Below are 14,356 nucleotides of genomic sequence, written 5' to 3'. Positions count from 1 at the left end.
GTGGGCGGGGTGCAGGAGTTCCCCCGATGAATCTGGACATAATCAGCAGCAACAAGAGCTTCGGCGGCTGGCACAAGCGCTACAGCCACGCCTCCGAGGTGCTGGGTTGCGAGATGCGCTTCGCCATCTATCTGCCCCCCCAGGCCCTCACCGGCCAGAAGGTGCCCGTGCTCTACTGGCTCTCCGGCCTCACCTGCACCGATGAAAACTTCATGCAGAAGGCGGGCGCCCAGCGCATCGCCGCCGAGCTCGGCATCGCCCTGGTGGCACCGGACACCAGCCCGCGCGGCGAAGACGTCGCGGACGACCCCGGTTACGATCTCGGCATGGGCGCCGGCTTCTACGTCAACGCCACCCAGCATCCCTGGCGCGACCACTACCAGATGTACGACTATGTCACCCGCGAGCTGCCCGAGCTCATCGAGACCCACTTCCCGGTCTCGACGAAACGCGCCATCAGCGGCCACTCCATGGGCGGCCACGGGGCGCTCATCGCCGCCCTGCGCGAGCCAGGCCGTTACCGCTCGGTGTCGGCCTTCAGCCCCATCAGCCACCCGAGCCGCTGCCCCTGGGGCCAGAAGGCGCTCGGCGCCTACCTCGGCAACAACCCCTTGCTGTGGCAGGAGTGGGACGCCTGCCAGCTGCTGCGCCACCACCCGGTGACACCGCTGCCGACCCTGGTGGATGTGGGGCTGGACGATCCCTTCCTGGCCGAACAGCTGCACATCGACGCTCTGGCCGATGCGGCCGCCGGCAAGGAGTGGCCGCTGGAGCTCAACCGCCACGCCGGTTACGATCACAGCTACTACTTCGTGGCGAGCGTCATCGAGGCGCACCTGCGCTTTCACGCCCGCCACCTCTGATCGAAACAGGCCCGTGACGGGCCTGTTTTTTTCTGGTCGGTAGACAAAACCAGTCAGCTACCCTGCCGGCTCACCTCGCCGGAGCCGGCGATCTCGCTCTGCAGCACGGGATCGCCCCAGTAGCTGACCGAGCCCGAGCCGGCGATGCCCACCTTGAGCCGCTCCTGGGCCCTGACCTCCACGTCGCCGCTGCCGGCGATATTGACTTCCACCTCGCGCCCCTTCAGCTCGGCCCCCAGCACATCCCCCGAGCCGGCGATGTTGAGCTCGACGGCCCTGGCCGTGCTGTTCCCCAGATCCAGGCTGCCGGCGCCCGCGATGTTGCCCTCCAGCCGATCCAGTTCGAGCCCGTCGGCGACGATGTCACCGACCCCGGCCACCGACAGCACCAGCGCCTCCCCCTTGAAGCCACGCAGCTCGCCGTTGGCGACCCCTGCCAGCGCCAGCTCATGGAGCGCGGGCAGGGTGATGGTGATCTCCAGCGGCTCGGTCGGATCGAGCCGGTAACCGTCCTTCACCTCGATCTCCAGCTTGTCGCCCCGCTCGCTCAGCACCAGGTAGGGCAGCAGGTTCTCCTGCCCGCGGATGCGCAGCCCGCGCGGCTCACCGGCCACCAGATGGACGCTGGCAGGCACGCCGGCCAGCACCCGGGTCACCTGCCGGCCCACCCCGTGCTGCTGCTCGATCACGGCCCCTGCCCCGCTCACCCGGGTATCATCCAGCCAGCTGCACCCGCTGAGCCCGACCGCCAGCACCATGCCCATCATCCATTTCATCGCCACTCTCCTCATTGTGTATTGGCCAGTCGTGGCCCTTTGGTCAGCATCCATCGCAAAGCCTGTGCCAGTTAGTCAACTGCATGATTTGTAGGAAAATATCCATTTTTACGCTACATGAACACAGCAAGTTGAGAGTCATTCAGACCATAATCTGGCGAATCTGACCATCCCCGAACGGGCAGGTGGACGACCGATTGGCGAGCCGTTTGCGGGGTCGCTATGCTGACAAGCCGTGGAAGTTTTTGGTTGCCGAGCCGGTCTGTTGAGCCAATAGTGGTACCTTGTGCGTACAAAGCTCTCCATTGCGGTAATGCCATTACCACTGTCTTGTCAGTCTTCACTGCCAACAAGGAGTCAGAGCGTGACCCAAGCCACTCTTCTCTATTCCACCGCCACCGGCCTGCCGGAGCCGACCCGTACCCCGCTGCTGACCGGCAGCGATCCCGAACACAAGCGCCGCGAGCTGCTCGCCTACTTCTGCCAGACCTTAGATCTCTACGACTCGCTGTTCGACTGCCTGGCCGACGAGCGGGCCTGGTTTGACAAGGCCATCCCCCTGCGCCACCCGCTCATCTTCTACTACGGCCACACCGCCGCCTTCTTCATCAACAAGCTGCTGGCGGCCCGCCTCATCGAGGGCCGGCTCGACGCCCGCATCGAGGCCATGGTCGCCATCGGGGTGGACGAGATGAGTTGGGACGATCTCGATGAAACCCACTACGACTGGCCCTCCGTCAGCGAGCTGCGTGACTATCGCGGCCGGGTGCGCGCCCTGGTGTGTGATTTCATCGAGCGGATGCCGCTCACCCTGCCCATCGACTGGCAGAGTCCGGCCTGGGTCATCCTGATGGGGATAGAGCACGAGCGCATCCACCTCGAGACCTCCAGCGTGCTGATCCGCCAGCTGCCGCTGGCCTGGGTACGCAGCCAGCCCCAGTGGCCGGTCTGTCCCGAGGCGCGGTGTTGCCGTGACGAGGTGCCCGCCAACACCCTGCTGCCGGTGGCCGGCGGCCGGGTGCGGCTCGGCAAACAGGACGCCACCTACGGCTGGGACAACGAATATGGCGAGCGCCATATCGAACTGGCCCCCTTCCAGGCCAGCCGCATGCTGGTGAGCAACGCAGAATTTTTCGACTTCGTGCAGGCGGGCGGCTACCAGACCCGCGCCTGGTGGGATGACGAAGGCTGGGGCTGGCGCCAGTATGCCAGGGCCCGCATGCCCACCTTCTGGGTCGGCGACCCCCTCGAACCCGAGCAACTGCAACTGCGGCTGATGACCGAGCAGGTCACCATGCCCTGGGACTGGCCGGTGGAGGTGAACCAGCTGGAGGCCGCCGCCTTCTGTCGCTGGCAGGCGGCCCAGACCGGGCTGCCCGTCCAGTTGCCGAGCGAGGCGGAGTGGATGCTGCTGCGCGAACAGCTGGCCGGCGATCAGCCGGACTGGATCGAGGCGCCCGGCAACATCAACCTGGCCCGCTTCGCGTCGTCCTGTCCGGTGGATGCCTGTCCGCAGGGCAGCTTCTTCGATCTGGTGGGCAACGTCTGGCAATGGACCAGCACCGCCATCGACGGCTTCGAGGGATTCAAGGTGCATCCCCTCTACGACGACTTCTCCACCCCCACCTTCGACGGCAAACACACTCTGATCAAGGGGGGCAGCTGGATCAGTACCGGCAACGAGGCGCTCAAGTCCTCCCGCTACGCCTTCCGCCGCCACTTCTTCCAGCACGCGGGCTTTCGCTATCTGGTCTCCCGCCATCAGGAGCCAGTCGTCGTGAATCCCTATGAAACCGACACGCTGGTCGCTCAGTATCTCGACTTCCAGTACGGGCCGACCCACTTCGGGGTCGCCAACTACGCCAAGACGCTTGCTGATCTTGCTGGCGAGCTGTGCAGCCGCCATGAGCGGGCGCTCGACATCGGCTGCGCCACCGGCCGTGCCAGCTTCGAACTGGCTCGCCGCTTCGCCCATGTGGACGGGGTCGACTACTCGGCCCGCTTCATCGACGTGGCGCTGGCGCTCGCCAGCCAGGACAGCTTCCGCTACGCGGTGCCGGTGGAAGGGGAGCTGGTGGAGTATTGCGAGGCGCGGCTCTCCCGCCATGAGCTCGGCCGTCAGCAGAGCGAGCGGGTCCACTTCAGCCAGGGGGATGCCTGCAACCTCAAGCCCAAGTACGGCGACTACGACCTGGTGCTCGCCTCCAACCTGATCGACCGGCTGCGAGAGCCCGCCCGCTTCCTGCGGGACATTGCTCCGCGCCTTCGCAGCGGCGGCCTGCTGGTGCTCACCAGCCCCTACACCTGGCTGACCGACTACACCCCCAAGGCCAACTGGCTCGGCGGTGTGCGCGAGAACGGCGAGGCCCTCGGCACCTATCAGGCGCTGCAGCGGCTGCTGGCGGCGGAGTTCGAGGAGCTGATGCCCCCGAGGGACGTCCCCTTCGTCATCCGCGAGACCGCCCGCAAGTACCAGCACACGGTGGCCCAGCTCACCGTTTGGCGCAAACGCTGACGAGGCGGCAAACGAAAGAGGGAGGCCCATGGCCTCCCTCTTTTTATCCGAACCGCTTACCCCTGCTGAACCTGGGGCACGGCCTCCTGCTCGTGGTAGCGACGAGCCAGCACGGCACAGACCATCAGCTGGATCTGGTGGAAGATCATCAGCGGCAGCACCATGACCCCGACGCTGGCGGCCGGGAACATGACGTTGGCCATCGGCACCCCGTTGGCCAGGCTCTTCTTCGAGCCGCAGAAGACGATGGTGATCTCGTCCGCCCTGTTGAAGCCGAGGCGACGGCTGATCCAGACGTTCCAGCCCAGCACCAGTGCCAGCAGCACGCAGCTCAGCAGCACTATGCTGGCCAGATCGTACCAGCCCACCTGATGCCAGATCCCCTGCACCACCGCCTCGCTGAAGGCCACATAGACCACCAGCAGGATGGAGCTCTGGTCAAGCTTGCCAATGAGTGGCCGGTGGCTGTCGACCCAACGGCCGATGAGCGGGCGTGACAGGTGGCCCACCACGAACGGCAGCATCAGCTGCACCATGATGGCCTGAATGGAGTGCCAGGTATCGACCCCCTCCCCCTGCACATTGATCATCAGCCCCACCAGCACCGGCGAGAGGAAGATACCGAGGATACTGGAAGCCGAGGCGCTGCACACCGCCGCCGACACATTGCCGCCGGCCATGGAGGTGAAGGCGATGGCCGACTGCACCGTGGCCGGCAGGGCACAGAGGTAGAGGAAACCGAGGTAGATGGCCGGGCTCAGCCAGTGGGGCACCAGCGGTGTGAGCAGCAGCCCCAGCAGCGGAAACAGCACGAAGGTGCTGGCCATCACCACCAGGTGCAGCCGCCAGTGGCCGAGGCCCGCCAGCAGGTTCTGGCGCGACAGCTTGGCGCCATGCATGAAGAACAGCAGCGCCACCGCCAGCTTGGTCAGCAGACCGAACCAGACGGCCACCTGCCCCTCGCAGGGGAAGAAGGAGGCCAGCGCGACCACCACAATCAGTACAGAGGTAAAGGGATCCAGACGCACGAGCGGTCTCCGGTGAAAGCAGATCCCGTCCCCGCGCGGGGCCGGTGATCGGGGACGACAGGAAACACAACAGGAGCTGTGGCACAGCTCCTGTTGAAACGAATCCCCAGCTTACCCCGATAAGCGGGAGGCGCAAAGTTGAGCGGCCCCCCTTTATCTGCCGGAAATTAAGCAAGCCCGGCTGGCCACCGGATCCGGCCAGCCTTGTGCTTCAACTCTGCTTGGCCAGCTTGCCGCCGGCTGTGCCGGTGGCCTGCTTGCGGGCTTGGCGCTTCTCGAAGCGGGAGATCCACCAGTAGGCCAGCGCCGAGAAGACCGCGGTCATGAAGACGTTGATGAAGAAGGCGCGCACCAGATCCACCCCGCTCGGGAAGGCGGAGGCGCTCATGCTCACCACGAAGATGGCGATCAGCACAGTCACCACCCCCATCCCGAACTTGCGCGATCCCATGCGAAACTCACGCGGGGTGTCGTCATGTTTCCAGCGGAACACGAAGTAGGCCACCATGATGAAGATCGGCGGCAGCATGGCGGTACCGGCGGTGAGGTTGATGGCGGTGTTCATCATCTGCTGCACCGACTCGGAGCCAAAACCGTTGACCACCAGCATCACGAACACGAAGGCAAACTGCCACCAGGCGGCGCGCACCGGCACCCCATGTTCGTTGAGCTGGGTGGTCTTCTCGCCGTAAACCCCCTGCGGGATCTCGGAGAAGTGGATCTTCACCGGCGCCGAGGTCCACATCATCATGGAACCGAACATGGCGATGAACAGCACCACGCCGACGAAGCGGCCCACCAGTGCCTCCGACAGCTGGAAGTACTGGGCCATGCCGGTGAAGATCTCCACCATGCCGCCGGCATAGGTGAGGCTCTCGCGCGGCACGAACACGTTCACCAGCAGGGAACCGACCGCATACATGGCACCGATGACGATGCCGGCGCTGATGATCACCTTGATGAAGGACTTCTGGCCGCCCTTGACGTCATTGAGGTAGGCCGCCGCCGTCTCGGCACCGCCCGCCGCCTGGAAGATCCAGCACATGATGCCGAGCGTCGCCCAGTTGACGGTGGGAGTCATCGCCTCCAGGGTGATGGGCTGGGCCGGCACATGATCGCCACTCAGAGCCATCAGGGCGCCCAGCACATAGATGGCGAACAGGGCAAACACCCCGTAGGCCACGATCTCGGCAATCTTGCCCAGCCAGCTCGCCCCCTTGGTGGAGATGTGGGTCGCCGCCGCGAACAGCACGATGGAGATGACCGAGGTGACCATGGGCGAGAAGCTGTACTCATAGCCCAGCATGGCGTAGGAGGCGTAGGCGATGACGTTGGGCAGCAGGGAAACGAACCAGAACAGGTTCACGAACCAGTAGAGAAACGAGCCCAGATAGGCCATCCGGGTGCCGAGCGGCTTTTTCAGCCAGTCGTACATGCCCGACTCGGAGTTTTTGTTGGCCGAGACGAACTCGGCGATGATGAAGACGAACGGGATGAAGTAGACCAGCGTCGCCAGCAGGAAGATGGGGGCGGAACTGAGCCCCAGCTCGATGTTGTTGTTGACGATGTTGCGCACGTTGAACACGGCGGCAAAGGTCATCGACAACAGGGCAAACTTGCCTATGGTGCCGCGTACGGATTCAGACATGGTGTCCTCCAGTGGACTCGCGCTCCCTGCGGGTAACGCTGTGACTCTGTGATGTGTTTGGCAAGGGTCTGTCGGCCCCGCCCTTTACTCTCTTGTTATGATCGGGCCGCTTGGACGGCCTCGTTGCTGAACCGGTGCCGTCTCCCGCACCGGCTCGCAATACCAGTCAGACGATCGGTGTGCCCGGCGCCATCGGCACCCGCGGCTGCAACAGCACGCTCTGGCTCTCGTCCGGGGTCTCGGCGCAGAGCAACATGCACTCGGAGCGCTCGCCGCGCATCCTGGTGGGCTTGAGGTTGGTCAGTACCACCACCTCGCTGCCCATCAGCTCCTCTTCGCTGTAGTGGGGCACCAGGCTGGTGACGGTCTGCAATGGCCGCTCGCCACCCACGTCGATCTGGACGATGTAGAGTTTGTCGGCCCCGGGGTGACGCACCACCTCCAGCACCTTGCCCACCTTCATCTCGACCCGCTTGAATTCGGCAAACTCGATCGTCTCGCTCATGCTCTTTTCCTTTTCTGGTTCAACGGTTTGCGGGTGGCCAACGGCCACCCGGTTTGATTGGGAGTCAATGCAGTGCCTATGGCGTCTGCATGGCGACCTGCGCCGCCGGCTCGGCCTCTTTCGCACGCGCCTCGGCGCTGAGGGAGGCCTCGTAGCGGTTGTATTTCCACCAGGCAAAGCCGAGGAAGATCAGGATCCCGCCGACGTTGTAGAAGACGATGGTCATGATGTCGGCGCCGGTCGGGAAGGTGGAGGCGAGGAAGCCCACCGAGAAGATGGCGATCAGCACCGACACCACGGCGATGCCGGTGGTGCGCGAACCCATCTTGAACTCCCGCGGCAGGTGGTCGAGCTTCAGGCGCAGATTGAGGTAGGCCAGCATGATGAACAGCGGCGGCAGCATGGAGGCAGCGGCGGTCATGTTGATGACGGTGTTCATCAGATCCTGCGCGGTGTTGGAGCCCAGGGTCGGGATCACCATCAGCGGCAGCACGATAAGGTACTGGATCCAGGCGGCGCGAGCGGGCACGCCGTTCTCGTTCAGCTCGACCGTCTTCTTGCCGAAGATGCCGGCCGGGATCTCGGAGAAGAAGATCTTCACCGGGGTCGCCGTCCACATCAGCAGGGAGCCGAACATGGCGGTGAAGGAGACCAGCCCCACGAAGCGGTTCATCAGGATCTCCGGCAGGCCGAAGTAAGCCGCCAGCCCTTCAAACACCTGCACCGAGCCGCCGGTATATTTCAGGGTGTCGCTGTGGACGAACACGTTGATCAACAGTGATGCGATGGAGTAGAGCACGCCGATAAAGATCCCGGCGACGATGATCACCTTGACGAAGGACTTGGAGCCCCCTTTCACGTCATTGACGTAGACCGCCACCGACTCGGCGCCACCGGCTGCCATAAAGATCCAGGTGGTGATGCCGAGGAAGGCCCAGCTGAAATCGGGGACCATGGCCTCTACCGTGATGGGGTCGGCTGGCTGTACGCCGCCCACCAGTGCCGCACCCGCCAGCAGAATGTAGGAGAGGGTCAGCAGCAGCATCAGGGACGAGGTCACCGAGGTGATGGGGCCGAGCATCTTGGCGCCGTTGGTGGAGACGTAAGTGGCAAAGGCAAACAGCACCATGCTCAATGCCGTGGTCGCCACCGGGGTGAGAATGTACTCGTAGCCGAGAAAGGCATAGGAGGCGTAGGCGATAACCCGCGGCAGCAAGGAGGTGAAGAAGAAGAGGTTCACGAACCAGTAGGTGTAGGCGGAGATAAAGGCCCAGCGACCGCCGAGGGAGCTCTTCACCCAGGCATACACCCCCGCTTCGGAGTTTTTGTTCAGTGATACGAACTCAGCAATGATCAGACAGAACGGAATGAAGTAAAAAATGGTGGCCAGAAAGAACATCGGTGCCGAGGCCAGACCGATTTCGATGTTGTTGTTGATGACGTTGTTGAAGCTGAATACCGCCGCGAAGGTGAGCGACAGCAGACCAAACTTGCCTATCGTATTGCGTTTGGAATCAGACATGGTGCATCTCCAGACCTCTAGTTATCTCGCGAAAGAGCGGGGCATGATTTGTAGGGTGAACCCCGCCCTTCCGGCTTTGTCAGTGCAGAACCGGCGGCTTGTTATTTGTTTTTGAAGTAGCCGCCTTCGACGGTGACCTTGATGATCAGCTTGCGTACCTGGCTGTCGCCGACGAAGCGGTACGCCTCGTCGTTCTCCAAGATCACCACCTGACCGTTGCCCACCTGCTGGCGCTCACGCACCTCGCCGGCCAGCCACTCGCGGTCCGTGGTGTCGTCATAGCCCTGCTCGACCCGCAGACCCGACTTGGGGGCCCACTCCACCGTCTCTTCTCCTTCCAGGTAGTAGTGGACGTCGAAGTAGCGGCGCTGCCCCTCAAACAGGGGGGTGGCCGGGCTGGCCCCCTCCTGCAAGCGGTAGGTGAGGGAGTCGCCGATGGAGTGGCAGATGCCGGGCTTGAGGTTGGCCAGGTTGTTGATGGCCTCCACGCAGCGGCCCCACTTCTTGCCCTCCCGGTAGATGTTTTTGAACAGGGTCAGGTTGTCCAGGGTGATCATGCGAGGTTCCTCCCGCCGTTGATGGTGAGATCGAGCCCGGCCAGCGCAGCCGGATTGAGGTTGCCGCGAGCGATGGGCAGCAGGGTCAGGCCGAAGCTGAACGGCTCGAAGCGCACCCGCCAGGAGTCCAGCACCTCGGAGCCCCAGGAGTTGGAGCCTAGCCCCAGCACCTTGTGATCCAGATTGAGGGTGAGATAACCGCTCGGTTCCAGCTCGTTGATGTGCTGCGCCGCGTGGATATGCTCCCAGCTGTAGGGCCAGACGCTCAGGTTGATGGGGGCATCGGGCCGCACGTAGAGACCGGCGCCGTGACGGTTGGTCAGGGTCGCCCAGCGCACCTGCTGGCGGTTGCCGTTGTCCTGCGGGAAGGGGTAGTGCTCCCACATCTCGCCCACCGTGCTCTGGAAGCTGTCGATCCAGTTGCTCTGGCGACTGTCCTGATAGTTTTCGCCCGGGCCCATGCCGTAGTAGTGCACCCGGTCGAGATCCTGACGAATACCCAGCTCGAAGCCGATCTTGGGGATGATGTCGTCATAACCGCCGTAGGGCTGGCCGGACAGCGCCACGTGCAGCTGACCGTTCGGGCTCAGGGTGTAGACGTAGCGGCAGCGCATGCCGAAGTCGAACACCGGCGGCGCGATCAGACTCTCCACCGTCACCTCGACCGTCTCACCCAGCTGACGCCAGCTTAAGGTGCGGAAGTGCTCCTGCATGATCTGCAGGTGGTTCGGATGCCACAGGCTCTCGTACTCCTGCTTGTGGTTGTCGATCATCGGCTTGAAGAAGGTGAGGCGCGGCGAGCGCTCAATCAGCTCATTGCCATCCTGCTGCCAGCTCACCAGCTTGCCGTCGAGGCGTGAGAAGCGCAGGGCAAAGCCGCTGCCGCTTAAGACAAGCTCGAGGCGCTCATCGGCAATCTGCAGCGCAGTGGCGTTGGGATTGGCAAAGGGCTGCAGCTGACGAGTCGACTCTTTCAGCTGGAACTGGTACTGGCCCAGCTCGTGCTCCGCTGCGCTGTAACGAGTGGCGGTGGCCTTGATGACCCGCAGCTGGACGAAGGTTTCCCGCCCATCGAGGGATGGCAGCTCGAGCTGCAGCTCTGTGGTGGCACCGGGGGCAATACCTTCCAGACGAATTTGCTGGCTGGCCAGCAGCTCGCCCTCGGCCTTCACCTCGACCAACAGGCGGATGTCGTCGAGATTGGAGAACCAGTAACGGTTTTCCAGCTCCAGCTTGCCGCTGGCGGCATCGAGAGCGCGGATCTTGACCGGACAGATCACCTGCTTGTATTCGCGCAGGCCAGGCCCAGGGGTCTGATCCGGATAGATGAGGCCATCCATGCAGAAGTTGTAGTTGTTGGGATAGTCGCCGTAGTCACCGCCGTACTTGTAAACGGGGCGACCCTGCTCGTCCTGATCCAGAATGCCGTGATCGCACCACTCCCAGATGTAGTGACCCTGAATGTGGGGATGACGGTCGAACACCTGCTGATATTCGCTGAGGCCACCCGGGCCGTTGCCCATGGCGTGGGCGTATTCGCAGAGGATGCGCGGCTTAGGCATAGGGAACTCGCCGAAGCAGTTCATCTGGGAGACGCGCGAATACATGGTGCTGACCAGATCCACCACCTCGGCATCGCGGTCTTCCTCGTAGTGCACCAGTCGGGTCGGATCCATCTGCTTGCAGCGGCGGTACATGGCCCTGATGTTGCAGCCGTAGCCGGACTCGTTGCCCAGCGACCAGATGATGATGGAGGGGTGGTTCTTCTGGGCGTGAACATGGCGCTCGATGCGATCCACGAACACCGGCTCCCAGAAGGGATCGTCTGTGATGCGGCTGAGATCGCCGACGTTGGCAAAGCCGTGGGTCTCTACGTCTGTCTCCGCCATCACGAACAGGCCGTACTGATCGCACAGCTCATAGAAGCGCGGGTCGTTCGGGTAGTGGGCAGTGCGCACCGAGTTGAGGTTGTGCTGCTTCATCAGCACGATATCGCGTTCCACCCGATCCATGCCGACCGCACGGCTCTTGAGGTGGTCGTTGTCGTGACGGTTCACCCCGTGCAGCTTGAGGTAGTGGCCGTTGACGTAGAAGAGGCCATCCTTGACCTTGATTTCACGCACCCCGACCCGCTGCGGGATCACTTCCAGCAGCTCGCCCTGTCCGTTGTAAAGGGAGAGTTGCAGCTGGTAGAGGTAAGGATCTTCGGCGCTCCACAGATGGGGGTTGGCCAGATCCAGCGTGAAACGACAATCACACTTGCCGTCGATGGCGAGATGGTCGAGCGAGCCGCTGGCGATCTCGCTGCCCTGATCCAGCAGCGACCAGACCAGACGGTGATCACGGGCAGCTGCACCCAGGTTCTCGAGCTGGATATCGCAGCTAAGGGTGGCGCTCTGGTTGTCATCGGCCAGCGCGGTGCGGATGAAGAAGTCCTGCACATGGGCGGCCGGTTTGCCCACCAGATAGACGTCGCGGAAGATCCCCGCCATCCACCACATATCCTGATCTTCGATATAAGTGGAGTCCGCCCACTGCATCACCCGCACCGACAGCAGGTTCTCGCCAACCTTGGCGTAGGCACTGATATCGAACTCGGCGGTGAGACGGCTGCCCTTGCTGAAGCCGATGTAGTGGCCGTTCACATAGACCTCAAAGTAGGTCTCCACCCCGTCAAACTTGATGATCACCTGCTCGCCGTCCCAGGCCTGGCTCAGCGTGAAGCTGCGCTGATAGGCGCCGGTGGGGTTGCTGGTCGGCACGAAGGGCACATCGATGGGGAAGGGAAAACCTTCGTCGGTGTACTGCAGCTGGCCATGCCCTTCCATCTGCCACATGTTGGGCACGGTGATCTGGTCCCACTCGCTCATGGGGCTGTGATAGAAGGCCTCCGGCACCTGCAGGGGATGGTCGAAGTAGTGGAACTGCCACTGACCGCCAAGGCTCAGAAAACGGCGGCTCAGCTCGCGCTGCATGGTGGTCGCCAGCGCATGGTCGGCATAAGAGAAGAAGTAGGCACGCGGAGCCAGCCTGTTTTCACCAACGAATTGGACGTTTTCCCAGTTATTCACATGTCCTCCCGGAACAAGGCAACTTTGACTGGGTAAACTCTAGATAAACATTTACTAAATATCAGCTTTGAATCGGTAAAGTTTTAACCTGATCACAATGCATGGATGGTTTTGTGAGCGAGATCAGAAGCGGGAGATAAAGGGGGGCAAGCTATAGAGGAGTGGCATGGATGTTGATAACAGCTGGCTGGACTGGAATAAAATCAACCATAAAACAACATGATATGACGTAATGGAATGATATGGGAAAGAGGTTTTCTTGGGAGAGGGATCGCACCACCGCAAGATGGTGCGACTAAAAGACAGAATATTTTACTAAAACTACCGAGTGGTACCGCGCAGGGTGAGCTTGCTCGGTACCAGCACCCGCAGCGGGATATCCCGCTCGTCCCGCAGCCGCTCAACCAGCAGATTGACCCCCTGGGAGCCCATCAACTCGGAGTGGATCCGCACCGTGGAGAGCGGCGGGAAGGTGAACTTGGCGGTCGGAATATCGTTGACGCTGATAAGCTCAATCTGTTGGGGAATCGCCAGTCCCTTCTCATGGATGGCACGCAGCACACCGATGGCGATGGAGTCGGAGGCGACGAACAGCGCCCTGGGCCAATCTCCCGCCAGCATCTCTTTGGCCAACTTGTAGCCGGAGGCGCTGGAGAAATCCCCGCGATAGAGGTCGCTCTCCTGCACCACACCAAGGCGCTGACCATAGTCGAGGAAAGCCAGTTCGCGCAGATCCGGGCCATCATCCTGGCCGCCGACATAGCCGATGCGCTGGTATCCCTGGGCGATGAAGAAGTCCACTACCTGCTGGCTGATCAGCGCCAGATCCACGTCAATCGAGTCAAAGTCCCCCTGAGAACGGCAATCCACGAACACCAGCTGGGCAGAGAGGGAGTGGAGCGCGGCGAGACGCTCTGCAGGCAGATGACCGATGACCAGGATACCGTCGACCGCGGAGAGATCGCGCCCCTCGGCACCGTTGTAGAAGTGGGTCAGCTCGATGTTGAGACGGGCACACTGGGTCTCGATGCCATAGCGGATGGCCAGATAATAGGGGTCGTTGACCTCGGTGCTCTGCGGGTAGGCATAGACCGCCAGGAAGTGCAGCTTGCTCTTGTGAACTCCCTTGCGGGCACCGCTGGTCTTGTACTCCAACCGCTCGGCGATCTCGAAGATCTTCTGCTTGGTCTCTTCCTTGACGCTCAGCGTCGGATCTTCATTGAGCACCCGCGACACGGTAGCCTGGGAGACCCCCGCCTCCAGTGCAATTTCCTTCAACGTGGCCATGCATACTCCTCTGGCGATGACTCCCGACAATACCAGACCAAGAGTAACGGGCAACGTGCTGACATCCCAGCATTTTTACTAAAAGAAACCCATCAGGTCGGCAAAATTCCAATGCAAAAAGGCCTCCCGAATGGGAGGCCTCTTCTAAATAGGTGCCTGACAGTGTCCTACTCTCGCATGGCGAATGCCACACTACCATCGGCGCTACCGCGTTTCACTTCTGAGTTCGGCATGGGATCAGGTGGTTCCACGGCGCTATTGCCGTCAGGCAAAAGCTTTACTACTTCAATAATGGTGCTGATACCCAGAGTCGAACTGGGGACCTCATCCTTACCAAGGATGCGCTCTACCAACTGAGCCATATCAGCACACTAACCGGTAAAGACCGCACTGTGTGCGCTATCTAAATCTTCTGTCCAACACAACCTGACGTTGTATCGCGACCAACCACATCGCTGTGATTGCTTAATTGATGCCTGGCAGTGTCCTACTCTCGCATGGCGAATGCCACACTACCATCGGCGCTACCGCGTTTCACTTCTGAGTTCGGCATGGGTTCAGGTGGTTCCACGACGCTATGGCCG

10 protein-coding genes, 1 tRNA gene and 2 rRNA genes are annotated in these 14,356 nt (G+C 62.1%); 2 read left to right on the top strand and 11 right to left on the bottom strand.

Annotated elements, in window-relative coordinates; genetic code table 11:
• Positions 1 to 26: 26 nt before the first annotated feature.
• Positions 27 to 863, top strand: a complete 837-nt coding sequence (gene fghA, locus ACB032_RS19220; RefSeq protein WP_371138571.1) for an S-formylglutathione hydrolase — start codon at positions 27 to 29, stop codon at positions 861 to 863.
• A gap of 53 nt (positions 864 to 916) precedes the next feature.
• Here the strand turns inward: fghA and ACB032_RS19215 are convergent, their stop codons facing one another.
• On the bottom strand, positions 917 to 1,639 hold the full coding sequence (locus ACB032_RS19215) for a head GIN domain-containing protein (protein WP_223951095.1): 723 nt from the start codon (positions 1,637 to 1,639) through the stop codon (positions 917 to 919).
• Positions 1,640 to 2,003: 364 nt separating this feature from the next.
• Between ACB032_RS19215 and ovoA the strand changes: the two genes are divergently transcribed.
• Positions 2,004 to 4,154, top strand: a complete 2,151-nt coding sequence (gene ovoA / locus ACB032_RS19210) for a 5-histidylcysteine sulfoxide synthase (protein ID WP_371138570.1) — start codon at positions 2,004 to 2,006, stop codon at positions 4,152 to 4,154.
• A 56-nt stretch (positions 4,155 to 4,210) separates the two neighbouring features.
• On the opposite strand, the gene ACB032_RS19205 is transcribed toward ovoA, so the two are convergent.
• From ACB032_RS19205 to rrf (ACB032_RS19160), 10 genes are all read right to left on the bottom strand, one after another.
• Positions 4,211 to 5,182 (bottom strand): bile acid:sodium symporter family protein, encoded by a 972-nt coding sequence (locus ACB032_RS19205; RefSeq protein WP_010635494.1) that lies wholly within the window; start codon positions 5,180 to 5,182, stop codon positions 4,211 to 4,213.
• A 211-nt stretch (positions 5,183 to 5,393) separates the two neighbouring features.
• On the bottom strand, positions 5,394 to 6,830 hold the full coding sequence (locus ACB032_RS19200; protein ID WP_371138569.1) for an amino acid permease: 1,437 nt from the start codon (positions 6,828 to 6,830) through the stop codon (positions 5,394 to 5,396).
• A 166-nt stretch (positions 6,831 to 6,996) separates the two neighbouring features.
• Positions 6,997 to 7,335, bottom strand: a complete 339-nt coding sequence (locus ACB032_RS19195; RefSeq protein ID WP_043163426.1) for a tRNA-binding protein — start codon at positions 7,333 to 7,335, stop codon at positions 6,997 to 6,999.
• A 76-nt stretch (positions 7,336 to 7,411) separates the two neighbouring features.
• Positions 7,412 to 8,857 carry an amino acid permease gene (locus ACB032_RS19190; RefSeq protein WP_139388479.1) on the bottom strand — a complete coding sequence of 482 codons (1,446 nt, stop codon included), beginning with the start codon at positions 8,855 to 8,857 and terminating at the stop codon, positions 7,412 to 7,414.
• Between the two features lie 101 nt (positions 8,858 to 8,958).
• Positions 8,959 to 9,414, bottom strand: coding sequence for a beta-galactosidase subunit beta (locus ACB032_RS19185; RefSeq protein WP_371138568.1), 456 nt, complete (start codon positions 9,412 to 9,414; stop codon positions 8,959 to 8,961).
• Positions 9,411 to 12,485 carry a beta-galactosidase subunit alpha gene (ebgA, locus tag ACB032_RS19180; RefSeq protein ID WP_371138567.1) on the bottom strand — a complete coding sequence of 1,025 codons (3,075 nt, stop codon included), beginning with the start codon at positions 12,483 to 12,485 and terminating at the stop codon, positions 9,411 to 9,413. The genes ACB032_RS19185 and ebgA overlap by 4 nt, the downstream gene beginning before the upstream one ends.
• A gap of 321 nt (positions 12,486 to 12,806) precedes the next feature.
• Entirely contained in the window at positions 12,807 to 13,772 is a 966-nt protein-coding gene (gene ebgR / locus ACB032_RS19175) for a transcriptional regulator EbgR (RefSeq protein WP_371138566.1), read from the bottom strand.
• A gap of 154 nt (positions 13,773 to 13,926) precedes the next feature.
• A 5S ribosomal RNA gene (gene rrf / locus ACB032_RS19170) occupies positions 13,927 to 14,041 on the bottom strand.
• Positions 14,042 to 14,064: 23 nt separating this feature from the next.
• Positions 14,065 to 14,140: transfer RNA gene (locus ACB032_RS19165), tRNA-Thr, on the bottom strand.
• A gap of 106 nt (positions 14,141 to 14,246) precedes the next feature.
• A 5S ribosomal RNA gene (rrf, locus tag ACB032_RS19160) occupies positions 14,247 to 14,356 on the bottom strand; the annotation flags it as partial.

This window comes from Aeromonas sp. S5(2024), assembly GCF_041403025.1.
In the GTDB taxonomy this organism is placed as follows: domain Bacteria; phylum Pseudomonadota; class Gammaproteobacteria; order Enterobacterales; family Aeromonadaceae; genus Aeromonas; species Aeromonas hydrophila.
Note: the sequence above shows the minus strand (reverse complement) of the source record. Positions and strands in the feature narration are given on the sequence as shown.